This is a genomic window from Natronincola peptidivorans (assembly GCF_900111615.1).
GTDB lineage: Bacteria > Bacillota > Clostridia > Peptostreptococcales > Natronincolaceae > Natronincola_A > Natronincola_A peptidivorans.
In genome coordinates this window covers 78,002-103,514 of the sequence record NZ_FOHU01000011.1, presented here as the reverse complement: position 1 = coordinate 103,514, position 25,513 = coordinate 78,002, and the positions used below count along the sequence as shown (strand labels likewise).

25 protein-coding genes are annotated in these 25,513 nt (G+C 36.7%); 21 read left to right on the top strand and 4 right to left on the bottom strand.

Annotated features, from left to right (window positions below; all coding sequences use genetic code 11):
* Positions 1-129 precede the first annotated feature (129 nt).
* The 16 genes from yqeC (at position 130) to BMX10_RS12145 (ending at position 18,986) form a co-directional block, all read left to right on the top strand.
* Positions 130-900 carry a selenium cofactor biosynthesis protein YqeC gene (gene yqeC, locus BMX10_RS12220; RefSeq protein ID WP_090444554.1) on the top strand — a complete coding sequence of 257 codons (771 nt, stop codon included), beginning with the start codon at positions 130-132 and terminating at the stop codon, positions 898-900.
* The gene (gene mocA / locus BMX10_RS12215) at positions 897-1,505 is read left to right on the top strand and encodes a molybdenum cofactor cytidylyltransferase (protein WP_090444551.1); all 609 of its coding nucleotides are present in this window, start codon (positions 897-899) and stop codon (positions 1,503-1,505) included. Before yqeC ends, mocA begins: the two co-directional genes overlap by 4 nt.
* Entirely contained in the window at positions 1,480-2,289 is an 810-nt protein-coding gene (gene yqeB / locus BMX10_RS12210) for a selenium-dependent molybdenum cofactor biosynthesis protein YqeB (protein WP_170834810.1), read from the top strand. Before mocA ends, yqeB begins: the two co-directional genes overlap by 26 nt.
* A gap of 10 nt (positions 2,290-2,299) precedes the next feature.
* Positions 2,300-3,097 carry an XdhC family protein gene (locus BMX10_RS12205; RefSeq protein WP_090444546.1) on the top strand — a complete coding sequence of 266 codons (798 nt, stop codon included), beginning with the start codon at positions 2,300-2,302 and terminating at the stop codon, positions 3,095-3,097.
* Positions 3,098-3,231: 134 nt separating this feature from the next.
* Positions 3,232-6,705, top strand: a complete 3,474-nt coding sequence (locus BMX10_RS12200) for a DNA polymerase III subunit alpha (RefSeq protein WP_090444543.1) — start codon at positions 3,232-3,234, stop codon at positions 6,703-6,705.
* A 191-nt stretch (positions 6,706-6,896) separates the two neighbouring features.
* Positions 6,897-7,088 (top strand): hypothetical protein, encoded by a 192-nt coding sequence (locus tag BMX10_RS12195; protein WP_090444540.1) that lies wholly within the window; start codon positions 6,897-6,899, stop codon positions 7,086-7,088.
* 182 nt (positions 7,089-7,270) lie between these two features.
* The gene (gene pfkA / locus BMX10_RS12190; RefSeq protein ID WP_090444538.1) at positions 7,271-8,230 is read left to right on the top strand and encodes a 6-phosphofructokinase; all 960 of its coding nucleotides are present in this window, start codon (positions 7,271-7,273) and stop codon (positions 8,228-8,230) included.
* A 10-nt stretch (positions 8,231-8,240) separates the two neighbouring features.
* The gene (pyk, locus tag BMX10_RS12185) at positions 8,241-10,004 is read left to right on the top strand and encodes a pyruvate kinase (protein ID WP_090444535.1); all 1,764 of its coding nucleotides are present in this window, start codon (positions 8,241-8,243) and stop codon (positions 10,002-10,004) included.
* A gap of 518 nt (positions 10,005-10,522) precedes the next feature.
* The gene (locus BMX10_RS12180) at positions 10,523-11,716 is read left to right on the top strand and encodes an ABC transporter substrate-binding protein (protein ID WP_090444531.1); all 1,194 of its coding nucleotides are present in this window, start codon (positions 10,523-10,525) and stop codon (positions 11,714-11,716) included.
* A gap of 101 nt (positions 11,717-11,817) precedes the next feature.
* Positions 11,818-12,696 (top strand): branched-chain amino acid ABC transporter permease, encoded by an 879-nt coding sequence (locus BMX10_RS12175; RefSeq protein ID WP_090444528.1) that lies wholly within the window; start codon positions 11,818-11,820, stop codon positions 12,694-12,696.
* 11 nt (positions 12,697-12,707) lie between these two features.
* Positions 12,708-13,604, top strand: a complete 897-nt coding sequence (locus tag BMX10_RS12170; protein WP_090444525.1) for a branched-chain amino acid ABC transporter permease — start codon at positions 12,708-12,710, stop codon at positions 13,602-13,604.
* On the top strand, positions 13,601-14,377 hold the full coding sequence (locus tag BMX10_RS12165) for an ABC transporter ATP-binding protein (RefSeq protein WP_170834808.1): 777 nt from the start codon (positions 13,601-13,603) through the stop codon (positions 14,375-14,377). Before BMX10_RS12170 ends, BMX10_RS12165 begins: the two co-directional genes overlap by 4 nt.
* Positions 14,371-15,078, top strand: a complete 708-nt coding sequence (locus tag BMX10_RS12160) for an ABC transporter ATP-binding protein (RefSeq protein ID WP_090444523.1) — start codon at positions 14,371-14,373, stop codon at positions 15,076-15,078. The genes BMX10_RS12165 and BMX10_RS12160 overlap by 7 nt, the downstream gene beginning before the upstream one ends.
* Positions 15,079-15,388: 310 nt before the next feature.
* Complete coding sequence (locus tag BMX10_RS12155) at positions 15,389-17,884, top strand: CotH kinase family protein (RefSeq protein ID WP_090444520.1); 2,496 nt, start codon at positions 15,389-15,391, stop codon at positions 17,882-17,884.
* A gap of 186 nt (positions 17,885-18,070) precedes the next feature.
* Complete coding sequence (locus tag BMX10_RS12150) at positions 18,071-18,520, top strand: acyl-CoA thioesterase (protein ID WP_244272711.1); 450 nt, start codon at positions 18,071-18,073, stop codon at positions 18,518-18,520.
* Positions 18,521-18,590: 70 nt separating this feature from the next.
* Positions 18,591-18,986 (top strand): FxsA family protein, encoded by a 396-nt coding sequence (locus BMX10_RS12145; protein ID WP_090444512.1) that lies wholly within the window; start codon positions 18,591-18,593, stop codon positions 18,984-18,986.
* 321 nt (positions 18,987-19,307) lie between these two features.
* On the opposite strand, the gene BMX10_RS12140 is transcribed toward BMX10_RS12145, so the two are convergent.
* On the bottom strand, positions 19,308-20,624 hold the full coding sequence (locus BMX10_RS12140) for a GerMN domain-containing protein (RefSeq protein WP_090444508.1): 1,317 nt from the start codon (positions 20,622-20,624) through the stop codon (positions 19,308-19,310).
* Between the two features lie 181 nt (positions 20,625-20,805).
* On the opposite strand from BMX10_RS12140, the gene rlmD reads away from it, so the two are divergent.
* A complete protein-coding gene (gene rlmD, locus BMX10_RS12135; protein ID WP_090444505.1) occupies positions 20,806-22,158 on the top strand; it encodes a 23S rRNA (uracil(1939)-C(5))-methyltransferase RlmD in 1,353 nt (450 codons plus the stop codon).
* 80 nt (positions 22,159-22,238) lie between these two features.
* On the opposite strand, the gene BMX10_RS12130 is transcribed toward rlmD, so the two are convergent.
* From BMX10_RS12130 to BMX10_RS12120, 3 genes are all read right to left on the bottom strand, one after another.
* The gene (locus BMX10_RS12130) at positions 22,239-23,369 is read right to left on the bottom strand and encodes a tyrosine-type recombinase/integrase (protein WP_090444502.1); all 1,131 of its coding nucleotides are present in this window, start codon (positions 23,367-23,369) and stop codon (positions 22,239-22,241) included.
* A 73-nt stretch (positions 23,370-23,442) separates the two neighbouring features.
* A complete protein-coding gene (locus tag BMX10_RS12125) occupies positions 23,443-23,907 on the bottom strand; it encodes an ImmA/IrrE family metallo-endopeptidase (protein ID WP_090444499.1) in 465 nt (154 codons plus the stop codon).
* 22 nt (positions 23,908-23,929) lie between these two features.
* Positions 23,930-24,313, bottom strand: coding sequence for a helix-turn-helix domain-containing protein (locus BMX10_RS12120; protein ID WP_090444496.1), 384 nt, complete (start codon positions 24,311-24,313; stop codon positions 23,930-23,932).
* 204 nt (positions 24,314-24,517) lie between these two features.
* On the opposite strand from BMX10_RS12120, the gene BMX10_RS12115 reads away from it, so the two are divergent.
* From BMX10_RS12115 to BMX10_RS12105, 4 genes are all read left to right on the top strand, one after another.
* Positions 24,518-24,727: a helix-turn-helix transcriptional regulator gene (locus tag BMX10_RS12115; RefSeq protein ID WP_090444493.1), complete on the top strand. Its 210-nt coding sequence runs from the start codon at positions 24,518-24,520 to the stop codon at positions 24,725-24,727.
* A 62-nt stretch (positions 24,728-24,789) separates the two neighbouring features.
* Entirely contained in the window at positions 24,790-25,002 is a 213-nt protein-coding gene (locus BMX10_RS12110; RefSeq protein ID WP_090444490.1) for a helix-turn-helix domain-containing protein, read from the top strand.
* 24 nt (positions 25,003-25,026) lie between these two features.
* Positions 25,027-25,173 (top strand): hypothetical protein, encoded by a 147-nt coding sequence (locus BMX10_RS18045; RefSeq protein ID WP_170834806.1) that lies wholly within the window; start codon positions 25,027-25,029, stop codon positions 25,171-25,173.
* Positions 25,170-25,511, top strand: a complete 342-nt coding sequence (locus tag BMX10_RS12105) for a hypothetical protein (RefSeq protein ID WP_090444487.1) — start codon at positions 25,170-25,172, stop codon at positions 25,509-25,511. Before BMX10_RS18045 ends, BMX10_RS12105 begins: the two co-directional genes overlap by 4 nt.
* The last annotated feature ends 2 nt before the right edge of the window (positions 25,512-25,513 follow it).

Here is a 25,513-nt window from a genome sequence, read left to right as displayed (position 1 = left end):
CTTTTTGTATAAAGAGTAACATTAACTAAACCTAGGTTGTGAAAGCTTCTAAAATTGGACATTCAAAAGAAATCTACGTAGAATACTATCAAGCTAAAGTCAGCTGTTCATTAGAAAAGAGGGTGAATCATGAAGTTTTATGAAGCATTAAACATAGATTTAGAGAAAAAAGAAATAATCTCCTTTGTAGGAGCTGGCGGAAAAACTACTGCTTTATTTAAACTAGCTAAAGAATTAAAGGAAGCTGAAAAAAGGGTGCTAATCACTACCACAACAGCCATTTATACTCCAACCGAAGACAAATATGACCTATTGGTGCTAACTGATAAAGATAATGATACAAGGTTTTCTACACCTAAAGAATATCCTTCCATCTGTGTTTTAGGTAAAACTATTTCCAAGGAAAATAAAATTCTGGGCATAGATGATTGGAAAATCTTAGAACTCAGCAAGGGGAATATCTATGATTACATATTAATAGAAGCAGACGGTTCTAGAAGAAAACCTATAAAGGCTCCTGCAGTTTATGAACCAGTCATACCTTCCAATACAACAAAGCTTATCGGTGTTATAGGGTTAGATGCTTATAATAGAGAAATAGGAGAAGAATGGGTCCATAGACCACAGTTATTTTGTCAATTGACGGAGGGAAAAATAGGAGGTAAAATTGATATAAACAAGATTCTTAAGCTGATTTTAGATGATAATGGACTCTATAAAAATCTTCCTCAAGGCTGTCAGAAATATTTACTGTTAAATAAAGGAGATGATTCCTTTAGAAAAAATCTAGCCATGAAAATATTTCAGGCTTTAAAGAAAAATCAGTTTCCTTTTGGGGGAATGATTGTTGCAGCCATGATTCAAGAAGAGAATTATATAAAATGGAGTGATGCAGTTTGATTACATGTATTATCATGGCATCAGGATTTTCCAAAAGAATGAATAGAGAGAAGCTTACCTTGAAAATCGATGATATACCTATTGTTGAGAGGGTGATCAAAGCAGTAAAAAGCTCTAATGCTAAGGAAGTACTTGTAATATATAGAAATAGAGAGGTTAGAAAAATTGCAGAAGAAAATGGTGTGAAAGCTATTTATAATCCTAATGCTGAAAAAGGACAAAGTGAAGCCATGAAACTAGGTATAAGATCCGCTGATTCTAAAGCAAAGGGCTATATGTTTTGTGTTGGAGACCAACCTTTTTTAGTAGCCACTACTATTAACCAATTGATAGAAGCCTTTGATAAGGAACCACAGAGTATCACACTTCCTCTCTACAATGGGAAAAGAGGGAATCCCGTTATTTTTTCTGTAAGCTTTAGGGATGAACTACTTAGTACCATAGGAGATCAAGGGGGAAGAGAAATTATTAAAAAAGAAGAAAACAAGATTAACAGCATTACTATAGATGATGGGAACGGCGGTATAGATATCGATACATGGCAGCAGTATGAAAAGTTCTTTGGGGGAGATAAAGTTGATGAGAAAAAATATTGCAGTGATTAGAGGCGGAGGAGATCTTGGAACAGCTATAGCCCATAAGCTTCACCGAAGTGGATTTCATGTGTTAATATTGGAAGCTAAGCATCCACTGACTATAAGGAGGAGAGTAGCCTTTGCAGAGGCTATATTTCATGGAAAAACAGAAATAGAAGGTGTAAAGGCAGCAAAGGTTGAGGGATTATATGAGATTATAAAAGCATGGGAGGATAATATTATCCCAATGATAATAGATGAAGATTGTTGTATTCTCAAGGAGATACCTATAGATATTATGATTGATGCCATCATGGCAAAAAGAAATACGGGAACCTCCAAAGACATGGCTCCTATCACAATCGCTATTGGACCAGGGTTTGAAGCGGGAATAGATGTAGATGCAGTAATAGAAACAAATCGAGGACACCATCTAGGAAAACTGATTTTTACAGGCTTTGCAGAAGCAGATACTGGTGTTCCGGGGGAGATTATGGGGCATAGCTCCGCTAGAGTCATAAAGGCACCTTGTACTGGAATAATCAAGGTCTTATGCGATATAGGGGAGACAGTGAAAAAAGAACAGGTGATTGCTTATATTGAAGAGGAGCCAATTAAGGCTACCATAGACGGCGTTATAAGGGGAATGATATTTGAAAAAACAGTGGTGACAAAGAGCAGAAAAATAGCGGACATTGATCCCAGAGGCTGTACAGAGTATTGCTATACTATATCAGATAAGGCTCGGGCTATAGCAGGAGGGGTATTAGAGGCTATTTTTTACTTAAAAAAGAAGAAAAATCTTGCATTATAAGGAGAAAAGTATGGAATATAAATTATTGGATGTTTTAAGGGAGGAAGTAAAAGAAAACAGAAAAGCAGCACTGGTTACTGTCACAAAAGCAATGGGGTCAACTCCTAGAAAAACAGGCTCAATGATGGTGGTTTTTCAGAATGGTAGGACGTATGGAACAATAGGTGGAGGAAAATTTGAAATAGCAGCTATCCATGCGGCAGTTAAATCTTTAGAAGAGGGGAAAAGTGGTAGCTTTCATTTCCAGCTAAATGATGAAGTGGGAAGCCTACAGATGCAATGTGGTGGAGAAGCAGATGTTTTCATTAAAGTCTTTGTCCCTAATCATAAGCTGATGCTGGTAGGGGGCGGACATATTGCTTTAAGCCTATATGAGCTTGGCAAAAAGCTTGGATTTTTTACAGTAGTATTTGAAGATAGAGAAGAATATGCTAATAAAGCCAGGTTCCCTGATGTAGACGAGATACAGTTGGGAAATATTGAAGAAAAACTACAGAATTATCCAATTGATGAGACATGCTACATAGTTATTGTTACCAGAGGACATCAGGCTGATGAATCAGCTTTAAAGTCTGTAATACACAGTAATGCAGCATATATAGGTATGATAGGGAGTAAAAACAAAACTGCTTATATTTTAGATAATTTAAGAAAAGAAGGCATACCACAGGATACCATTGATAAGCTCTATGCACCAATAGGTCTTGGACTGGGAGGAGAAACACCGGAAGAAATTGCCCTAAGCATCCTTGCAGAAATACTCCTTGTAAAAAATAATGGCAGGTTTATACATATGAAGGATAAATAAATGAATTGAAAGAAAATTCCTAGAAGCATTTAAAGAGCAACCCATCTCTTTCAATCCCAATAAAAATATGATAAATTTAATATATCAAAAGAAGTAGGGAATTTTGCTGCCCTATTGAAGGGATGTGAAAACAAATGAGGAAGGATTTTGTACATCTCCATGTACATACAGAATATAGTCTCTTGGACGGATTTACAACCATCAATAAGGTGATGGATAAAGTAAAAGATCTAGGCATGAAATCTATCGCTATCACTGACCATGGTACCATGTTTGGGATAGTAGACTTTTATAAAGCAGCAATAAAAAAAGGTATCAAGCCTATTATAGGCTGTGAGGTTTATACTGCATCTCGAGGAATGAGGGACAAAGATCCAAACAAAGACAAATATCAAGGGCATTTGGTGCTTCTGGCTAAGAATATGGAGGGATATCAAAATCTACTAAAGCTTGTATCGCATTCCTACTTATATGGGTTTTACTATAAACCCAGGGTAGATTATGCAGAATTGGCTAAGTACAATAAAGGCTTAATTGCTTTAAGTGGTTGTCTTGCAGGAGATATCCAACAATACTTACTAAAAGATAGCTATGAAAAAGCAAAAGAGACAGCCCTCCAGCTGCAAAGGATTTATGGTGAAGGGAACTTTTATCTAGAGTTGCAGGACCATGGTCTAAAGGAACAAAAAGAAGTAAATTACCAGCTTTTAAAACTCAGTAAGGATACAGGGATACCACTGGTGGCAACCAATGATGTACACTATATTAACAAAGAGGATGCAGAACCTCATGATATACTATTATGCATTCAAACGGGAAAGATACAAGAAGAAAAAGAAAGAATGAAATTTCCAAACCATGAATTCTATATGAAAGCTCCAGAAGAAATGTCAGCTTTATTTCCCAACATAGAAAGTGCATTGGAAAACACGGTGAAAATTGCAGAAGCATGCAATGTAGAGTTTGACTTTAACACCATACATCTCCCAGAATATATAACACCGGAAGGATTTAGTGTGGAGGATTATCTTAAAAGCTTATGCTACCAAGGCTTAGAAGAACGGTATACTCAGCCGTCAAAGGAGCTAAAGGATAGACTAGAATATGAATTAAGAGTAATTGAAGAAATGGGCTATGAAGAGTACTTCTTAATTGTTTGGGATTTCATTAAATTTGCAAAGGACAACAGTATTCCTGTGGGTCCAGGGCGAGGCAGTGCTGCTGGAAGTATAGTTGCTTATACCTTGGGGATCACTGATATTGACCCCATCCGATACAGCCTTATTTTTGAACGTTTTCTAAATCCTGAAAGAGTCTCTATGCCAGATATTGATATTGACTTTTGCTATGAGAGAAGAGAAGCCGTTATTGAGTATGTGAAAAAGAAATATGGAGCAGACAAGGTAGCACAAATCATTACCTTTGGGACCATGGCGGCAAGGGCTGCCATCAGAGATGTTGGCAGAGTAATTAATATGCCTTATCATGTAGTAGATAAAATAGCTAAGGAAGTGCCCTTTGCTGTTGGAATGACCTTAGAAAAGGCACTGGAAATGAATCCTCAGCTTAAAAAGCTATATAAAGAAGATCAAGAAGCTGGCTATTTGATAGAAATGGCTAAAAAATTGGAAGGCATGCCAAGACATGCCTCTACCCATGCTGCTGGAGTAGTTATTTCGAAAAAGGCCTTAGAAGAGCATGTACCCCTATATATGCATGATCAAAGTGTTACAACCCAGTTTACTATGGGGACATTAGAGGATCTAGGTCTATTGAAAATGGATTTTCTTGGATTAAGGACATTGACAGTAATAAGGGACACAATAGAACTTATAGAGAAAAATAAAGGTAAGAAAATTGATTTTTCCATTTGTACTTATGATGATGAAAAAGTATATGACTTGATTATTAAAGGAGAAACACTAGGAGTTTTTCAATTAGAAAGCGCAGGCATGATTCAATTTATGAAGGAACTAAAGCCTAACTGTATTGAAGATGTAATTGCAGGGATTTCCTTATTTAGACCCGGACCAATGGACTCCATTCCCAAATATATAGCTAATAAAAATGATCCTTCCAAGGTGCAGTATTTGCATCAGAAACTAAAGTCGATACTAGAAGTAACCTATGGCTGCTTAGTATATCAGGAGCAAGTAATGCAGGTGGTAAGAGACTTAGCTGGATATAGCTATGGGAGAAGTGACCTGGTAAGAAGGGCCATGAGTAAAAAGAAAAGAGACGTAATGGAGGAGGAAAGACAGTATTTCATTCATGGTAAAACAGATGAAGATGGCAACATAGAGATTGCTGGATGTATTAGAAATGGTGTACCAGAGGATATCGCCAATAAAATCTATGATGACATGATTGATTTTGCCAATTATGCCTTTAATAAATCTCATGCAGCTGCATATGCAGTATTAGGGTACCAAACAGCCTACTTAAAGGTCCACTATCCTGTTGAATTCATGGCGGCTTTGATTACCAGTGTCATGGGAAACACCTCAAAAGTAGCTCAATATATTCAGGATTGTAAAAGACTTGGCATTGAAATACTTCCACCGGATATAAATAGAAGCTTTGGTAGATTTACAGTGGAAAAGAACAAAATACGTTATGGTTTAGCTGCCGTTAAAAATGTAGGTGTAAATATGATCGAAGCCATGGTTATCATTCGGGAGAAGAAAGGTAACTTTAGTAGCTTTAATGATTTTTGCCAGAAGGTTGATGGGAAGGATTTAAATAAAAGAGCTGTTGAAAGTCTGATAAAATGTGGGGCGTTTGACAGTCTTAAGGTATATCGGGCCCAGCTGATGGCGGTATATGAAAGAGTATTAGAAAGTGTTAGCCAAGATAAAAAAAGAAATATTGAAGGACAAATTGGACTCTTTCAAATGACGGGAGAAACAAGCATTGGATTAAAAGAAGATATATTGCCAAATATAAAGGAATTTAATGATAAAATAAAGCTAAACATGGAAAAAGAGGTCATAGGATTATATATAAGCGGACATCCTTTATCAGAATTCCAACAAGAGTTAAGATATCTTGCTACAGTCAACAGCAGTCATCTACTTGAAATGATGGAAAATCCACAGGGAGTTAATAATAAAGATGGAAAGGTTGTACGAGTTGGCGGAGTCATCGTAGAGAAGGTAACAAAAACTACTAAAAATAATCAGCTGATGGCTTTTATTACTCTTGAGGATTTATTTGGCACGATAGAATGTATCATTTTTCCCAAAACATTAAATGAATATACTGAGTTAATTAAAGAAGATACTATTGTTATTATAGAAGGCACTCTAAATCTAAAGGATGAAGAAAAACCTAAAATTTTAGCTAATAAAATTCAACCTCTTGTAAAAATGGAGGATAATAAATTATATATTAAAATAAATAGAAAAGAAGATATCGTTCTGATAGAAAAAGCCAAAAATATTTTTAAAAAATATCATGGCAATGTTCCAGTTTATGTATATATCCAAAAAGAAAATAAAACCTTGAGGGCAGACAGAGATCTATGGGTGAAACTCAATGATCAGTTGATGAAGGAATTGTCGGAGGTATTTGGAGAGAAGGCCATTAAAATCAAATCTATTTCATAACAGCATTTCTTAATATAGATGAATATCCCGAGAAGTTAATTAAGGTATACATCCTTAAACAATAAAGAAAAAATATTGATTGATAGAAGAATTGTATTTGAAAATATAGGCTAAATTATATATAATTGTTACTAAGCAAATATATGTCAAGAATATCTAGACAGCATGAAGGACGATGAGGAGGCCTGAGGATGTGGACAGTAGTATACATGACAAATACTAGAGAAGATGCAGACTACATTGAAAAAATGTTGATGAAAGAAGGCTTCTTAGTAAAAATAAAACCTATTAGCAAGAACAATGATAAAGGAACATGTGAGGTACTAGTTCCTAGGTCAGAGGTAGAAGAGGCCCATATACTATTATTACAGCATGGTTTATAGGCAACTATAAACCTTGTTGATTTTATAACCAATAGCAAATAACAAATACTATTATTGGTTTTAACAAAGTCAGTCATTAAAAAATTTCCGGTTAAGACTTTGTTCAATTATAAAGACAAATGGGGTAGAATTTACTTGTAGGGACATCAAAAGACCCTGTAGGATAAAAAGGAGGTAACAAGGTGAAAACGATAGGAGTATTAACCAGTGGAGGAGATTCCCCTGGCATGAATTCTGCTATAAGAGCTGTTGTAAGGAATGCAATTTCTAAAGGCTGTAAGGTGATGGGGGTTCAAAGAGGTTATGAAGGCTTGGTTAATGGACAATTGGAGGAACTGAATATATCTTCAGTAGCAGATATTATACATAGAGGCGGAACCATTCTTAAAACAGCCCGTAGTGAAGAGTTTAGAACAGAAGAAGGCAGAAAAAAAGCTTTAAATGTAATAAAAGTATTTGACATAGAAGGCATGGTGGTAATTGGCGGCGATGGTTCCTTTAGAGGCGCTGAAAAGCTTAGTCAGCTGGGTATACCCACCATTGGCGTACCAGGCACAATTGATAATGATTTAGCCTATACAGACTATACAATAGGCTTTGATACCGCTATGAACACTGTTGTAGACGCTATTAGTAAGATTAGAGATACCTCTGCTTCACATGGGCGAGCAAATATCATAGAGGTTATGGGAAGACATTGTGGTGATATAGCTCTTTATGCTGGATTGGCTGGTGGGGCAGAAAGTATTGTTATACCTGAAGTAGGGCTAGACATAGATCAGGTTTGTAGAAAACTCATAAAAGGCAAAAATAGAGGCAAACTACATAGTATTATCTTATTGGCAGAAGGAGTAGGCGGCGCTATAGAGCTTGGCAATATAATCGAAGAAAAAACTAGTATTGAAACAAGAGCTACTATTTTAGGACATATCCAAAGAGGAGGAAGCCCTACAGCCTTTGATAGAATACTAGCCAGTAAGATGGGAGCTAAAGCCGTAGATTTACTAATGGAGGGTCAAGGCAACTTAGTTGTTGGAATAAAAGGAAATCAAGTTTTTGCAATGGATATAGGAGAAGCATTAAGTCAAGAGAAAAAACTTGATTATGATACTTATGATTTAGCAGATATACTATCAATGTAAAGGGAGGAAAATGCTTGTGAAAAAGACGAAGATAGTTTGTACATTAGGACCTGCAAGTGATCAGAAGGATGTATTAAAGCAGTTAGTAAAAAACGGTTTAAATGTTGCAAGATTAAACTTTTCTCATGGCAATCATGAAGAGCAAGGGAAAAGAATAGAAACTATAAAAGAGGTAAGGGAAGAGCTTAATGTCCCAATAGCTGTTCTTTTAGATACAAAGGGCCCAGAAATCAGGACAGGTAAATTTAAGGATCCAGAAGTAGTATTGCAGGAAGGACAAATATTTACCATAACCACAAGGGAAGTCTTGGGAGACAGTACTATCTGTAGTGTAAGTTATACAGGATTGGCTTTAGATGTTAAAGAAGGAGATAGTATTCTAATTGATGATGGTTTAATAGAATTAAAGGTTCAGAAAATTTCAAATGGTACTGATATTGAGTGTATTGTACAAAACACAGGAATTGTTAAAAATCATAAAGGCGTAAATGTTCCTGGGGTAAAAATCAATCTTCCAGCCATTACTGAGAAGGATGAAGGAGATATACTATTTGGGATTAATATGGATATTGACTTTATTGCTGCCTCCTTTGTAAGAAAAGCAGAGGATGTATTGGCAATCCGTAAAATATTAGAAGAAAATAATGCACAGCATATACAAATTATTTCTAAAATTGAAAATCAAGAGGGTGTAGACAATCTAGATGAAATCATTGAAGTCTCCGATGGTATCATGGTGGCTAGAGGAGACTTAGGAGTAGAAATACCTACAGAGGAAATCCCTCTAGTACAAAAGCTTATGATAGAAAAATGTAACAAGGCTGGAAAGCCAGTTATTACAGCAACACAAATGCTAGACTCTATGATAAGAAATCCAAGGCCTACAAGAGCAGAGGTTACAGATGTAGCTAACGCAATTCTAGATGGAACGGATGCTATTATGTTGTCAGGGGAAACAGCCGCAGGTAAATACCCTGTGGAAGCAGTAAAGACCATGACAAATATTGCCAAGCGTACTGAAGAGTCAATTAATTATAGAGAGCTTCTGAGAAATAGAGCTATAGCAAAAGAAACCACCATTACGGATGCGATTAGTAACGCTACCTGTGTTACAGCTATGGATTTACAGGCGTCTGCTATTATTACTGCTACTTCTTCAGGTCATACTGCTAGAATGGTATCTAAGTTTAGACCAAAGGCCTCAATCATAGCTACCACTACTCAGGAAAGAGTCAGAAGAAGATTAAGTTTAATCTGGGGTGTATATTCAGTACTGACAGAAGAGTTGCAATCAACAGATGATATCATAGAAATATCTGTTCAAAAAGCACTGGAAGAAAAAATGATTCAAAGAGGCGAACTTATTGTAATTACTGCTGGAGTACCTGTTGGTGTAGCTGGAACCACGAACTTGATTAAAGCACATATCGTTGGTAATATATTGCTTTCCGGCACTGGTATAGGTAAAAAGCCTGCAACTGGAAAAGTTGTGGTCATAGATGCTACCCAGCCTAATAATAAAGAGGTCCAAGAAGGGGATATTTTGGTTACACAATTTACCGATAAGGATTTAATGCCCTATATAGAATTAGCAGGTGCTATTGTCACTGAAGAAGGCGGATTTACCAGTCACGCAGCTATTGTGGGACTAAATCTTGGAAAGCCTACTATAGTAGGAGCTGAGCTTGCTACAACGAAGCTAAAGGATGGAGATCTAGTGACAGTGGACGCCAATACTGGATTAATTTATAGTGGAAAGACAAGAGTACTATAATAGCAGAAAAAAAATATATTTTTTACACAGTCTTAACACAATATACTGTATTGTTTCATATAATGTAACTATGTAATAAACATTCTCCCCCTTTATTCATATAATATGTGTAAAGGAAAACTCTCAAAGAGCTTACAAATCTTAGTAGGCTCTTCTTTTTTTGTATAATCATCAATTCAAAAAGATAAAATTGAAACTTTTTAATAATTCTAGCTATCCGCCACACAAAACCATCCATCTATTGATTTGCAAAACAAATCCCTAGCAGCAGAAAAAAAGCATGATTATGATAAAAAATTCATATATAGTAAAAAAAAAGAAAAACTAGCATATTTATGAAAAAAGGTTTATAATAAATAATAAAAAAAAATTAGAAATAGTTGGAAAATTAGAAGTTTATAAACTAACAATCTCATTTTAAATATAGGATTAGGTGGTGATGCTTCTGTAGATTAAGGGGAAAAGAGAAGTGCAAAAAAGATAAACAAGCATATATTTACAAATTAGGGGGAGAAAAAATGAAAAAAAGAGTGTTATTCTTATTGGTTTCAACATTACTTATTTTGGCGCTACTTGTAACAGGTTGTAGCCCACAACAATCTGAACCTGCTGATGCTCCAGAAGAAGGAGAAGCAGCTGCTGAGGTTATCAACATTGGGTGGATAGGTTCATTGACAGGTGATCAAGCAGTATGGGGAAATTGTGAAAAAAACACCGTGGAAATGATGTTTGAAGAAATCAATGAAAATGGTGGAATTTTAGGAAAGCAAATTAGAGTGATACCCTATGATACCCGTGGGGATGCTATGGAAGCAGTAAATGCAGTTAGAAGATTAACATCTCAAGACAAAGTAGCTGCTGTTATCGGCCCAAATGCAAGTGGGCAAGCCATCGCTATTTCATCTGTGCTTGAAGATATGGAGGTGCCAGGAATTGCTACGGTTGCAACAAATCCAAAGGTAACTGTGGATGACAATGGTGATGTAAAGCCATTTAACTTCAGGGTATGCTTTATCGACCCATACCAAGGCGCTGTTGCTGCCGGTTATGCTGTAGATGTATTAGGTTTTTCCAAGGCTGCTATATTATACGACGTTGCAGATGACTATTCTCAAGGGTTAACTGAATTCTTTGAAAAAACCTTTGTAGGAAAAGGTGGAGAAATTGTTGCAAAAGAAGGCTTTAAATTTGGTGATGTGGATTTCAGACCTCAATTGAGCAAAATCAAAGAGGCAGATCCAGAAGTATTATTTATGCCATACTTCTTTAAAGAAGTTGCTTTAAGTGCTAACCAGGCAAGAGAATTAGGTATCGATGCAGTATTAATGGGTGGAGACGGATGGCCTTCAGAGGTATTACTAGAAATGGCAGAGGAAGCTGTTGAAGGTAGTTATTTTGTGAATCACTTAGACTTTGCTGATCCAGAGGTACAGGATTTTAAAGATGCTTATACAGCAAAATATAATTTACCTGTAGAGTTGAATGGATATCTTGCATATGATGCAGTTAAGCTATTAGAAAGTGCTATAATTCAAGCGGGCAGCTTTGATCCTGTAGAGATAAGAGATGCTTTAAAAACTGCCAATGTTAAAGGGATAACAGGACAAATTAATATCAACCCAGATACTCATAATCCTGAAGGAAAAGATGCAGCTATTATCAAAATCATAGATGGAGACTACGTATTCCAACAAAAATACTCAGCAGATTAATTTTATCCTTTAGTATATAGAGAGGGTTCTACCCTCTCTATATTATGTAAATAGAACGAAAGATTGATTAGCTCATGAAGAATCTCAAAAGGAGGTAAAACATGTCTGCTTTTTTACAGCAAATCATTAATGGATTGTCCATAGGAAGTGTATACGCATTAATGGCAGTTGGTTATTCTCTTGTATATAGCATTATGAATTTCAGCAACTTTGCCCATGGTGGGGTGATTATGATAGGTGCTTATATAGGCTTCTTTTTAATGACTGCTTTTGAACTGCCTTTTATAGCAGCCTTTGGGCTTGCTGCCATAGGTGCAGGACTTTTAGCGGTTACACTAGAACGCATTGCCTATAGACCCCTAAGGAAACGAAATGCACCTTTCTTATATTTTATTATTTCTGCTATGGGTGCCTCCATATTTTTAGAGAATATTGTTATTGCTACAATAGGTCCTACATTTAGAACCTATCCTAGAGTCTTTTCTACAACACCATTTCAGTTGGGAGCTATCTCTCTAGGAAGATTGGATGCTGTTATGTTTATCATATCAGGTCTCAGCTTGCTATTGCTTATTTATATTATAGAAAAAACCAAAACAGGAATGGCAATCAAGGCAACTGCCTATAGTATCAGGGCCAGTACCTTAATGGGAGTCAACACAGATAGAATTATTTTTATAGTTTTTGGATTAGGGGGAGTATTAGCAGGGGTGGCAGGTGTATTGTTTGGTATGAAATACACTGTTTATCCACAGATTGGATTTATTACCATGAAATCCTTCATAGCAGCTGTTTTTGGAGGGTTAGGAAGCCTTCCAGGAGCAGTAATCGGCTCGATCTTATTAGGGGTAATAGAAACCTTAACTGCAGGTTATTTTTCATCACAATATAGAGATTTAATTGCCTTTGTCCTATTAATAGCAGTGTTAATTTGGAGACCAAGCGGTCTTATGGGCAAAATCACTGAAGATAAGGCGTAGGGGGTGACAACATGGATTGGTATTATATTCAAGGAATTTTAATTTTATCTGGAATAAATTTATTAGCTGTTTTAGGATTATCCTTATTAACAGGATTCACAGGGCTGTTTTCCTTTGGACACGCTGGTTTTATGGCAGTAGGGGCCTATACGACAGCCATGATGACAGTGAAACTGAATATGCCCTTCACCTTAGCTTTATTAGTAGGAGGTTTAGCAGCAGCAACCGTTAGTTTAATCATCGGAAAGCTAACCCTAAACCTAAAAGGGGATTATTTTTGTATTGCCACTCTAGGATTTGGGGAAGCCATCCGCTTAATTCTTGATAATGTTCAATACTTTGGCGGTGCAAGAGGATGGCCTGGAATACCAAGGGAAACAGGGCTGATGAATGTAGTAGTATGGAATGTTATTGCAGTCATTATCTTAGTTAATCTAATCAAATCACGACATGGTAGGAATATGCAGGCCATAAGAGAAGAAGAAATGGCCTCCCAGATTATTGGTATCAATGTTTTTAAATACAAGATGATTTCTCTAGCTATCAGTGCAGCTTATGCAGGGGTTGCTGGTGGTATGCTGGCACATTATACAGGATTTCTGCAACCTAGGATGTTCCAGCTAATTAAATCTACTGAATTGACAATCATTGTTATTTTTGGTGGTTTAGGCAGCATCTCAGGAAGTATCATTGGTGCTATTGTACTAACCTCATTACCAGAAATACTAAGAACCTTCCATCAGTGGAGACTGGTGGTCTATGGAGCATCTGTAATCTTCATCATGATCACAAGACCACAAGGGCTAATGGGTGGCTATGAAATCAGCATTACCAACATAAAAAAGCTTATCTCTCATATTTCTTCCTTAGGTAGGGAAAAAACAACAGTAGGGGGAGATAATAAATGACAACCATATTGGAGTTAAAAAATGTTACCAAACAGTTTGGCGGATTAACAGCTGTTGGAGATATGAATTTTCAAGTAAAAAAGGACAGTATTTCAGGATTGATCGGACCTAATGGTGCGGGGAAAACAACGATTTTCAATTTGATCACTGGAATCTACAATGTTACAGAAGGAGATATCATTTTTGAAAATAACAAAATACAAAATATGGAGCCCTACAAAATAGCGGATATGGGCATAACGAGAACCTTTCAAAACATAAGACTCTTTAAAAAACTTACCACCTATGAAAACATATTAACAGCCTGTCACTATAATACTGATTATAGTGTTTTGGATGCTGTTATCAGAAACAAGAAATTTAAATCAGGAGAAAAGAAATTAGTCCAGCAAGTACAAGCACTGCTGGAGATTATGGAATTAACTGATCGAAAGGATGTTGTAGCTGCAAACCTACCGTATGGACTTCAGAGAAGATTGGAAATAGCTAGAGCCTTGGCTCTTCAGCCTAAGCTTTTACTATTGGATGAACCAGCAGCAGGCATGAATCCGGATGAGACAATAAAGCTGATGCGATTGATTCAACAGATTAGAGACGAATTTAATCTGACGTTATTGGTCATAGAGCATCATATGGATCTTATTATGGGTATATGCGATAAAGTAGTTGTCTTAAACTTTGGAAAAAAATTAGCAGAGGGTACAACCCAAGAAATTCAAACAAATCCAAAGGTGATAGAAGCATATCTTGGGGAGGAGGATGTCATTTGCTAAAGGTTGAGAATCTAAATGTATATTATGGTGGAATCCATGCCTTAAGAGGTATCAACATAGAAGTAGAGGAAGGACAAATTGTTTCTATTATTGGTTCAAATGGAGCAGGAAAATCTACGTTGCTTAACTCTATATCCGGCATAGTCAAGCCTCAAAAAGGGGTAATCAGCTATAAAGGAAAGGAAATACCTAGAGCTCCCCATAGAATTGTTGAGCTGGGCATATGCCAAGTGCCAGAAGGACGTCTAGTCTTTGCTAACTTGACAGTGAAGGATAATCTAATCATGGGAGCCTATTTAAGAAATGATAAAAAAAGAATAGAAGAGGATTTAGAAAAAATCTATCAACTTTTTCCTAGATTAGAGGAAAGAAAAAATCAAATGGCAGGAACCTTAAGCGGCGGAGAACAACAAATGCTGGCTATGGGAAGAGGTTTGATGGGTGATCCGGACCTAATCCTATTGGATGAACCGTCCTTAGGGTTAGCACCCTTATTAGTAAAAACGATATTTGAAATCATAGAAGACATAAAAAAAATGAATAAAACCATATTATTAGTGGAACAAAACGCCTACAAAGCTCTTTCTATCGCCGATAAAGCCTATGTTTTAGAACAAGGTACAATAAAGAAAGAAGGGGCTGCAAAAGAAATCCTACAGGACAAATCAATCCTAGAGGCTTATTTAGGAAAGGCCCATTAATCAGAAAAAATTTAAAAATTTGTAAAAGGGAGCACAGGCTCTCTTTTTTTGCGCAAAAAACATACATCATTTAGGCATATCTGTTATTTGTAAAGGACAATATAGAAGATTAGATGAAAATATGTTATGATAGTAAAGGTATTGAAAAAACAAGAAAGACTTTCTCTTTAACATAAATTATGTTGATAATTTTTACCTTATTATATTCAGGATAAAAGGTATTACAATACAGAAGATAAAAATAAAGATACTGATAGCATATAGAGGACTTTCAGCAATATGGGAGCAATGACAGGGGGATGTTATAAGCATGAAAAAGAATGTAGTAGGAATTATTGTTATATTGGGAGTAACAATGGCGTTATTAATATTGGTCTTTATCTCTGCATGGACCAGTTTCAATAAGGAGCTATATATCAATGAAATTATGTCATCCAATGGAAGTACTATAGCAGATGAAGATGGCGACTATGAAGATTGGATTGAGTTGTATAATGGTGGTAAAAGGATCATTGATTTAGAGGGATACTATCTATCAGATAATGAGAAGAGTCTTACAAAATGGCAATTCCCACCGGTACAGATGGAGCCGGACCAATACTTGGTAGTATGGGCATCTGGTAAGGATAAAGTTGGCAGTACTGGAGAAATTCATACAAACTTTAGGATTAGTGCAGAAGGAGAACCTATTATTTTAACCGCCCCTGATGGGAAAACAATTATTAATAAGGTTGAAGCTATTCCTATTCCTAGAGATGTTTCCTACGGCAGAGCAAAAGAAGGTAGTGAAAAGTGGGTGTTTTATAGTGAAGCTAGTCCAGGAAAAAGCAATACAACAGGTATTGAACATATAAAGAAGGCTCCTCCAGTGTTCTCACATGAAGGGGGCTTCTATACGGAGGAATTTCAGCTTGTTCTTTCTACAGAAGAGGCAGATGCAATCATTTACTATACACTAGATGGGTCAGAACCAGATCCCAATAATTTGGATGGTAAAGTCTACAATATCAAACAATCTTACCCAGAAGGAGAATTGATTTCAAGAAGTATACAGACTTATCGTTATGAGGGACCTATCGAAATCAGAAACCTAGCGGGTAAGGCTAATGACCTATCAACCATCAACACCAGATGGACAGAGACTCCTCAACAGCCTAATAGCGAAACCTTTAAAGCCACTGTAGTGAGAGCCATTGTGTATTCTTCTGAGGCGGAAAAAAGTAATGTCAGCACTCACACTTATCTTGTAGATCCAGAGATTCACCAAAGATATACATTACCAGTCATATCAGTAGTAACAAATCCACAGTATCTTTTTGATTATGAAACAGGTGTTTATGTGGCAGGAAGAGACTTTGATGACTGGAGAGGAGATAATCCTCACGAATTATTACACGGACATGTGCCGGGGAACTATCACAGGCGAGGAAGAGAATGGGAGCATCCTGCCAACATTACTATTTTTGATAAAAAAGGCAATACTGATTTTGCCCAAGATATAGGTATCAGAATTCATGGCGGTGGGACAAGGTCCTTTGCTCTAAAGTCCTGGAGACTAATAGCCAGAAGAGACTATGACATGAAGAATACAATAGATCACATAATATTCCCTGGGCTAACGGCTGGAAGTGATGAAAATCAAAGGATTGACAGCTTTAGAACACTAATACTAAGAAACTCAGGTAATGATTTTGAAAGCACATGGATAAGGGATATGATGATGCAACATTTGGTACAGCACCTGAGCTTTGACACACAGGCATATCGACCAGCAATTCACTTTATCAATGGAGAATACTGGGGAATGATAAATATTCGAGAAAGATTTGATGCCTCCTATATTGAAAGTCATCATGGAGTAGATCTAGAAGACGTTGTATTATTAAATGAAGACGCAGTGATTGATGAAGGTAAGGAGGAAGATCGAGATCATTTTCTAGCAATGAGAGAATATATTGAGAAAAATGACATGAGTGACATGGAGAAGTACCGTTACATTCAAACCCTGATGGATACTGATAATTTTATTGAATATCACATGAGCAATATATTCTTTCGAAACTATGACTGGCCTCATGGAAATATCCGATTTTGGAGAAAGAGGACAGCGGCATATGAACCTGAGGCGCCTCATGGGCATGATGGACGATGGCGATGGATGATGTATGACACAGACAATGGATTCGGACGTTATAGCGATGATGCTTATAAAGACAATGCTATTCACCATGCTACTAGAGTAGGCGGTGTTAATGGTGAACGAGACTTTTCTACAGTTATTTTAAGAAATTTACTAGAAAATGAAGCGTTTAAAAATCAGTTTATTAATACCTTTGCAGATCATATGAATACAAGCTTTAAACCGGAGAGAGTAAAATCGGTAATAGCTGAAATAAAAGCAATAATCCAACCGGAGCTGGCGGAGCATCTTCAACGCTGGGGTGTAGGAGGAACAGGTTACCAGGTATTGAATACCTTTGCAGAAAAGAGACCTTATTATATGAAACAGCACATTCAAGAGTATTTTAACCTTAATGGCACTGTAGATTTGACTATCCGCACTGAGCCAGAAAAGGGGTATATCCGTATCAACAGCATTGATCTTAAGGAAGGCACCCCTGGAGTCAATAATCCTCAAGCTTGGACAGGTACTTACTTTAGTGATATCCCAATTACCATTACAGCTATACCTGAACCGGGGTACCGCTTCGAAGGATGGAAAGGGATTCAAGGTATTGAAAAGGAGTCCTTAATAATCTCTTTAACAAAAAACCTAGATATTACAGCTGTATTTGTAAGGGAATAGACTAGATAATATCCTTAATAAAATAATGGAAATGAAAAAAACTCATATACTGATAGACTCCCTTTATGGTAGACAGATAAAACAAGAAAACTGTCATGGTGAAGGGAGTATATTTTTTTATTCAAAGTATATAGGAGAATTTTTAGCCATATATAATTTATGTTATAATTATTAATGGAAAGGAAGGTGCTTCATTTGTATAGTAATGAGACTAGAATCGTACCAAGATATAGTGAAACAGATCAAATGGGAGTGATTTATCATTCAAATTATTTTGTGTGGTTTGAGGTAGGAAGAACCGATTATTTAAAAAACTCTAGCATTAGTTATAAAGAAATGGAAAAAATGGGCATAATACTTCCAGTGATAGAAGTAAATTGCAAATATAGGACCTCAGCGAAATATGCTGATAACTTAATAATTAAAACCATAATAAATAAACTAACAGCTACAAGGATTATGTTTCATTATGAAATAATAAGAGAAGAAGATAATGTATTTATTGCTGAAGGATTTACTGAACATGTATTTGTAGATAAAGAAAGTGGAAGACCAACGAACTTAAAGAAAAAACATGAAGTCATATACCAACAACTGCAGAATATACATAAAGAAGAAGTGAAGGCATTTAGGTAGTGTCCTAATTATAATAAGGATTATGGGTGATTATGAAAAGTTCAGCAAAAATCCCTAGAGAGGTGTTTGTATGTTATTAAAGCTTATTTTACTATTTACTATTGTACCAATAGTGGAACTAGCAATATTATTGAAACTTAGTAGTTACATAGGGGTAGGGTACACCCTGCTGATAGTATTCTTTACGGGCATCGCAGGAGCATATTTAGCCAAAAGCGAAGGTAGAGGTGTCATTAGAAGAATAAAGATGGAAATGAGTCAAGGGCGAATGCCTGGAGATGAATTGATTAATGGACTATGTATTATTGTAGGGGGAGCCTTGCTATTGACACCAGGTATCTTTACAGATGCTATAGGTTTTTCCCTCGTCATACCAGTGACAAGAGCTATGATTAAAACAACTATAAAAAGTAGAATTAGAAAAATGATTGATGAAGGAACTGTGACCTTTTATTTTAAAAAATGATAATAAAAGTTTCTATTCAATAAAGGTGGGTATAATTTATAAAATAATGGTACATAATGCTTAACAGGTCTATTTTCAAAAACAAGAGGTAAACTGATTCTAATTTTGGAGCACTGAATGTGCTCATTTTTTTTTGATAAAAAAAAGACGGTAAAAAACCGTCTAAAAAGGAAAGTAATAAAAACCTTCCATATATGAGGGGACGGGGGACAGGTATACTGTCTCTCTGATTTTAGAGATGGTAATATCTGTCCCCTAGTCCTGATGGCGTAGATAAATAAATATCTTTTATCATCCTTGAATAGCCAATACTGTGGTTGATTATTCAGGATTAACAAAGGATGAAGGTACTAGAGGATGATTTAAAATCGTATCTTCAGCTATAATAGAAGACAAACCCTCCACCTGGAATTCCACAGATTCTATATTATCTAAGGATGTAAAGGTATATACAAGAGAATCAATCATCATCTTTCTACTGTCTGGATAATCAGTATATGCTGTTACAAAAGCCTCATTTAGCTTTAGTGTAAGATTGTTATCCACTATAGTATAATCCAGTAAAATTACCTCCTCCGGAACGGTAGGCTGCAGGTTGTAGTTATAAGATATCTGCTGACCACTATATTTTAATCCATCAAATATAGAAGCTATAGCCGGATTTGCTGTGTTCATTGTCACAGGTGTTAATAGAATACGATTTGTACTAGAGATATATCCTACATAGTATTTAGGTGATTCAGAAGGATATATTGGTTCATCAACAATCATTTCATGAAAAGCAAAGTCTCTTATTTCATTGTCAAAATAAAATTGCACACCTTGAACCTCGTTTATAGTAGACAAAGAATATACTATGCTATCTACTGCAACTCTAGCAGAAGTAGCATACTGCTCATAGGCGCCTATATCTCCTGGTAGATATACATTAGCGATACTTCTATTTAAGCTCAGTCCTTGTATGTCGGGTATTGGAGAACCAAGAGGTAAGCCTAAAGCATCCTTGGGTCCCTGTATCAAATGTTCGATTGTATACCTTAAAGGGGTTCGAGTAAAGGGTATCACTCTCGTAACAGGGATCAGATGATTTGAACTATTGTCTGGGAAATACAAGGTTAGAGCAGATTGATCTCTATTAATAGATTCCAAGGCTTCCATATATGTAGCTTCGGTATGATAATAAATTGAAATTCGGTTAGAGATAATGGGATCTTCAATAGCGTCAAGGTTAAGCTTCACTTCAAGCTCATAAGAACCATTAGGAACATCAAATTCACTTTGAGGTATATCTACATAAAAGCTTGTAGACAAACCATCGTTAATATTTATCTCTTCTATGTTCATATTGCCCACCAATGCTTCTTGAAAATACAAAGAAAGCTCAATAGGATTTTCACTCTTAAACTGCAGCGGTATTTGGTTTTCATCAACACCTAAAGCAATTTGAAGCTGAGGGTGAGAAGGGGACAACATGGTTATACTAGTATCAACTGTAATGGAGTTTTCTTGTGACGAACTGAAGGGCTTGGTAAAATCTAAATCAAAGTTAATGCTTAGGGTGTCGGCGTATAAAGGTATACCTGAAGCTGCCACAAAAATCATTATTAATAGTAAAATAGACTTAATGGGTCGTGCCATTTTTTCAGCTCCCTTCAAAGCTTGTCCAGTCTTTGTAACTAATATATATTATAATACAAGGCGTTCCTATGGTAAAGTAAAACCATGTAACAAAAGGTGACAAAAAAATGGGAAAATAGTGTAGAATAGTATTGAGGCATTATAATTCGATAATAGAAGAATAAAGGAGAATCCTTATCTTATGCTAAAAAAGAATGATGTATATAATATTGAGATAGATGATTTAGGTCATAGTGGTGAAGGTGTTGGCAGAATTGACGGATTCACGGTTTTTGTAGAAGGAGGCATCCCTGGAGATTATTTAAAAATAAAGCTTACCACGCTGAAGAAAAACTATGGCGCAGGGAAAATCATAGAAATTATTCAAGGATCTGAAAATAGAATGAACCCCTTATGCTCTTTGGCTAATGTATGTGGAGGGTGTCAAATCATGCATATGGACTACGAGGCGCAGCTAGAAGTAAAGGGAAAGAGAGTGAAAGAAACGCTAGAAAGAATAGGTAAAATACAGACAACTGTCAAGTCCACTCTAGGAATGGAAAATCCTTTTGAGTATAGAAATAAAGCACAGTTTCCAGTGGGAACAATAAAGGGGAAAGCTATTTTAGGTTTCTACAAAAAAGGAAGCCATGAGATCGTGGACACAAGCTACTGTTATATTCAAGCACCTATAAATAAAGAGGTTGTAGAGGCCATAAAGGAATATATCAAGGATTATCATATCAGTGTATATGATGAAAAAACAAAACAAGGACTAATCAGACACTTGGTAACAAAGGTAGGCTTTACAACAGGAGAAGTAATGGTTGTGTTGGTTACCAATGGTAGAGAATTACCTCATAAAAAACAATTAATAGAAATTCTCACAAAGAAGGTTGAGGGACTTAAAAGTATAATACAAAATATTAATGATAAAAACACCAATGTTATCTTTGGAAAGGAAACCATCAAACTCTATGGAGAAGAAAAAATAGTAGACTATATAGGAGACTTGAAGTTTTATATCTCAGCCCAATCCTTCTTTCAAGTAAACCCAGTACAAACAAAAATACTATATGAAAAAGCCTTAGAATACGCAAAGCTATCGGGAGAAGAAAATGTATTTGATATCTACTGCGGTATAGGAACTATCTCTCTATTCTTAGCAAAGACAGCAAAAAAAGTGATAGGAGTAGAAGTGGTGGAGGCGGCTATAAAGGATGCTAAGGAAAATGCCGAAATAAATGCTATTACAAATACAGAGTTTTATACAGGAAAAGCTGAAGTGGTAATACCACAGCTTTATGAGGAAGGCATAAAAGCTGATGTAGTGGTAGTAGATCCACCTAGAAAAGGCTGTGAGGAGGCAGTATTAGCAACTATTGTCAAAATGAACCCCAAAAGAGTAGTCTATGTTTCCTGTAACCCTGCTACTTTAGCGAGGGATCTAGTATATTTAGAAGTAAGAGGCTATAAAACAGTTGAAGTACAGCCAGTGGATATGTTTCCTCATACGGCTCATGTAGAAACTGTCGCTCTACTATCCAGAGTTTAGAAGGGTTTCGCAGGTCAAACAACTTAAAATTTGCCACCCTGCCACCCATTTGCCACCGCTTTTTCTAAGTGGGTGGCAAATCATTTGATCATACTTTCAAAACGATCCACGCTATCCTGCTTTAGCTTGCTGGTAATATGGGAGTAGGTATCCATGGTGGTGGCAAGCTTACTATGGCCCAGTCGCTCCTGGATCTCTTTGATATTTGCTCCAGCCTCCAGCAGCATCGTAGCATGGGTGTGTCTTAGGGAGTGGAAGTTAAATGGAATCATCAGCTCGTAATTCACTACACGACTTAAGTATTTTAAACTATCGGGAGAAACCAGCTCTCCATTTTCCTTAGTACATACAAAGTGACTATCAATATAATGCTTACCATACTCCAGCTTATTTTCCATTTGATTTTTACGATGCTTTTTTAGAAGGTTGATGAGGGTATTGCCAATGAAAATTTCACGATTAGAGGATAGGGTCTTCGGGGTACCAAATACCCATTCCCTGTCTTTTTTTATGACGATCTTCTCCACCTTAATGGACCTTTTCTCAAGATTTACACAATCCCAGGTGAGACCACAGACCTCAGCAGCCCGCAACCCAGTATGGAAGGCAATCTGAAGGGGAATATAAAAGCTGCTGCCCTCTGGAAAACGATCCGCAATCCTTTTAAAGTCATCTAATGGAATTACCTTCAAATCATTCTTATCCTTCTTGACACCACTGTACTTAGGCATGGAGACATATTGCATGGGATTTTCCTTCCTAAATCCATAGGGATAGACCGCCATCTTTAATGCCCCTGAGAGCACTCCATAAAAACCAGCAAGGGTATTCTTTGTAAATCCATCTCTAAACTTCTTATTCAAAAACTCTTGCAATGTTGCTGGAGATAAAGATCTGACCCTATAGATCCCCAATGCTGGCTTAATATGTTTCTCAATGATGTTTTTATAGCCAAGCTGGGTGTTGTGCTTGCAGTTGATCATGACATATTCCTTGTACCAGTAGTCAAAATAATCTGCTACAGAAATATCACTTTCATCAATAACAGAGCCAGCCTTTTCATATTCGTTGAGGGCTTTTCTCAGAGCCTCCTGAGCCTCCTTCTTTGTATTACCAGCCTTTCTCTCGATTTTCTTCCTTTTGCCACCTACTCTTCCAGCTTCAAAGTAGTAATACCAGCTGTCACCTCTTTTTCTTACACCGCCTTGCATTTTGATCACCTACCTTATTTTTTCCTTGCCATCCTTTACTTTTCAACCCATTAAAATCCCTTCAGCACCTCCTTTATGGATGGACAATATACTCCTCCTCCATCTCCTTCATAATCTGCAGGCATGCCATTGGCAGTTTCAGGGTACTGGCAACCTGCTCTATAGTAAACCCCTCAAGGGCAATACTATCTAATTTTATATCCAAAATCCTTACGGCAAAGTAGTTGGCCTGTCTTTCCAGCTTATCCAAGTTGGCTAATGGATGAAAGGCACTGCTATGTAAATTTGTATGGAGAAGGGCATGGCCCAGCTCATGAGCAAGGATAAACCTCTCATATTCAGCAGCAAGCTCCCTTCGAAGAAAAACCACTTCCTCCTCCAAGTAATTTCTGTTATAAATGGCATCATGCCCCTGCAATAAAATACTATGCTTCTCTAGGTACACAATAGATATTCCCAGAGCTGTATAAAGCTCATAGACATCCTTGGTAGAATAAAGGTCTTCTAACCCTGTAACAATTTCATCAATCCATTTCATGCAATCACCCCTGCCAGCTACCTTATTTTTTATATTTATAGGAAAGTAGCTGTAACTGTCTTAATAGCTCATTTGCAAAATCCAAAACTTCTTCATCCCGCATCTTATTCACATCAAATCCTCCAAACCCCATGATGGCAGGCTGCTTTAAGATGAATTCCATAGCCTCCTGTGGTGTGGTGAATTCTACTACAGGCTGCTGCAGCTCTTCATCCTCTTTAAAGAATGTATCCACTGTGACATCTAACGCTTTAGCAATCTTTTGAAGGGTATCAGCAGTGGGATTACTTTTATCATTCTCCACTTCACTGATGGTGGATTTTGATAATCCTGTCTGCTCCTTGATATCCATGATGGAATATCCTTTTTCCTTTCTCATTTTTCGAATACGCTCTCCTATTGTCAATTTTCCACCTCCTTAAGTACGCTATAACCTACTTCCATTATATCAAATAGTTCGGTAGAGTAAACATTTATTTTAAAAAATTAAGGAATTAATAGAAAAACAGAGAAAAGTTCGGTATAAAAGGAAATAAAGTTCGATAAACCAGGAAAACAATCCTTTATGATGGTTCGGTAAACTGGTAAATTATTCATAGGAGGTGAGGGAATGGAGAATAAAATTAAAGCCTTTATTCAGGAAAAGGGAATAAAGATATCCTATGTCCTATCTGAAACAGGTCTTTCAAAATCTTACTTTTACGATGTCATGAAGGGAAAGACCATTCCAAGTCTGGTGAATGCCAGGAAAATTGCAAAGGGTATCGGAGAGCCTTTAGAAGAGGTTTTTCCCCAAAATCAGTATCCAATAGAAAAATAAAGCTGGAGTTAAAAGATTCTGGATAAAAAGGCAAGCAGCTAAAGAAAAAGGAGGCAGCGTCAATGAAGCATGAGGATTTTTTATACACAGTGGAGGAAGTGGCTCAAATATTGAAGGTCAACAAAAATGCAGTCTATGACTTAATCAATGCCAAGGTACTGAAGGCCCTAAAGCTTGGGCGATTAAAAATTACCAGATTTGAGCTCTTAAGATTTCTGAGGGAATACTCAGGAAAGGATTTAACAGATCTCAAGGAGATCAAGGAATTAAGCTAAGAAGAAACAAAAGGGGGAAATCAAATGAAGGGTAGTATTGCAGTAGTGCTATGGCCCAATAGTGGGAAAAGCGTAACCATTGGAGAGGCTTTAGCCTTTGTAGAAGATGACAGGTTCTTTATAGAAATAGATGATGGCAAAGACTTAACCTGTGGAGTGAAAATAAGATGAAGGCAGTATTAAAGGGAAATGAGATTATTCTTCTAGACAGCTATCCCTATAAGGAGCTGATTAAGGAAATTCCCGGCAGAAAATGGGACAGCACCGCTAAGATTTGGCGAGTTCCAGCAACAATAGACAGCATAGAGATGCTGAAAAACGTAATAAAGCTAGGATCTGACATAGAGAAAATCTATCACAAACAACAGCAACTGAGGAGGAAAACAGAGATGGAAAAAACAGCCCTCCATGTGGAGGCTATAGCACCAATGCCCATTAAGGTAAAGGCCTTTCAGCATCAAATCAAGGGCTACAATATGGCTTTGCGGATGATGGGGGTGATGAGATGATG

Bases quoted from the DNA above. Each gene is read 5' to 3' on its own strand.
- yqeC (WP_090444554.1), top strand. From the start codon at position 130: ATGAAGTTTTATGAAGCATTAAACATAGATTTAGAGAAAAAAGAAATA.
- yqeB (WP_170834810.1), top strand. From the start codon at position 1,480: ATGAGAAAAAATATTGCAGTGATTAGAGGCGGAGGAGATCTTGGAACA.
- BMX10_RS12205 (WP_090444546.1), top strand. From the start codon at position 2,300: ATGGAATATAAATTATTGGATGTTTTAAGGGAGGAAGTAAAAGAAAAC.
- BMX10_RS12200 (WP_090444543.1), top strand. From the start codon at position 3,232: ATGAGGAAGGATTTTGTACATCTCCATGTACATACAGAATATAGTCTC.
- BMX10_RS12195 (WP_090444540.1), top strand. From the start codon at position 6,897: ATGTGGACAGTAGTATACATGACAAATACTAGAGAAGATGCAGACTAC.
- pyk (WP_090444535.1), top strand. From the start codon at position 8,241: ATGCTTGTGAAAAAGACGAAGATAGTTTGTACATTAGGACCTGCAAGT.
- BMX10_RS12180 (WP_090444531.1), top strand. From the start codon at position 10,523: ATGAAAAAAAGAGTGTTATTCTTATTGGTTTCAACATTACTTATTTTG.
- BMX10_RS12175 (WP_090444528.1), top strand. From the start codon at position 11,818: ATGTCTGCTTTTTTACAGCAAATCATTAATGGATTGTCCATAGGAAGT.
- BMX10_RS12170 (WP_090444525.1), top strand. From the start codon at position 12,708: ATGGATTGGTATTATATTCAAGGAATTTTAATTTTATCTGGAATAAAT.
- BMX10_RS12165 (WP_170834808.1), top strand. From the start codon at position 13,601: ATGACAACCATATTGGAGTTAAAAAATGTTACCAAACAGTTTGGCGGA.
- BMX10_RS12155 (WP_090444520.1), top strand. From the start codon at position 15,389: ATGAAAAAGAATGTAGTAGGAATTATTGTTATATTGGGAGTAACAATG.
- BMX10_RS12145 (WP_090444512.1), top strand. From the start codon at position 18,591: ATGTTATTAAAGCTTATTTTACTATTTACTATTGTACCAATAGTGGAA.
- BMX10_RS12140 (WP_090444508.1), bottom strand. From the start codon at position 20,624: ATGGCACGACCCATTAAGTCTATTTTACTATTAATAATGATTTTTGTG.
- rlmD (WP_090444505.1), top strand. From the start codon at position 20,806: ATGCTAAAAAAGAATGATGTATATAATATTGAGATAGATGATTTAGGT.
- BMX10_RS12130 (WP_090444502.1), bottom strand. From the start codon at position 23,369: ATGCAAGGCGGTGTAAGAAAAAGAGGTGACAGCTGGTATTACTACTTT.
- BMX10_RS12125 (WP_090444499.1), bottom strand. From the start codon at position 23,907: ATGAAATGGATTGATGAAATTGTTACAGGGTTAGAAGACCTTTATTCT.
- BMX10_RS12115 (WP_090444493.1), top strand. From the start codon at position 24,518: ATGGAGAATAAAATTAAAGCCTTTATTCAGGAAAAGGGAATAAAGATA.
- BMX10_RS12110 (WP_090444490.1), top strand. From the start codon at position 24,790: ATGAAGCATGAGGATTTTTTATACACAGTGGAGGAAGTGGCTCAAATA.
- BMX10_RS18045 (WP_170834806.1), top strand. From the start codon at position 25,027: ATGAAGGGTAGTATTGCAGTAGTGCTATGGCCCAATAGTGGGAAAAGC.
- BMX10_RS12105 (WP_090444487.1), top strand. From the start codon at position 25,170: ATGAAGGCAGTATTAAAGGGAAATGAGATTATTCTTCTAGACAGCTAT.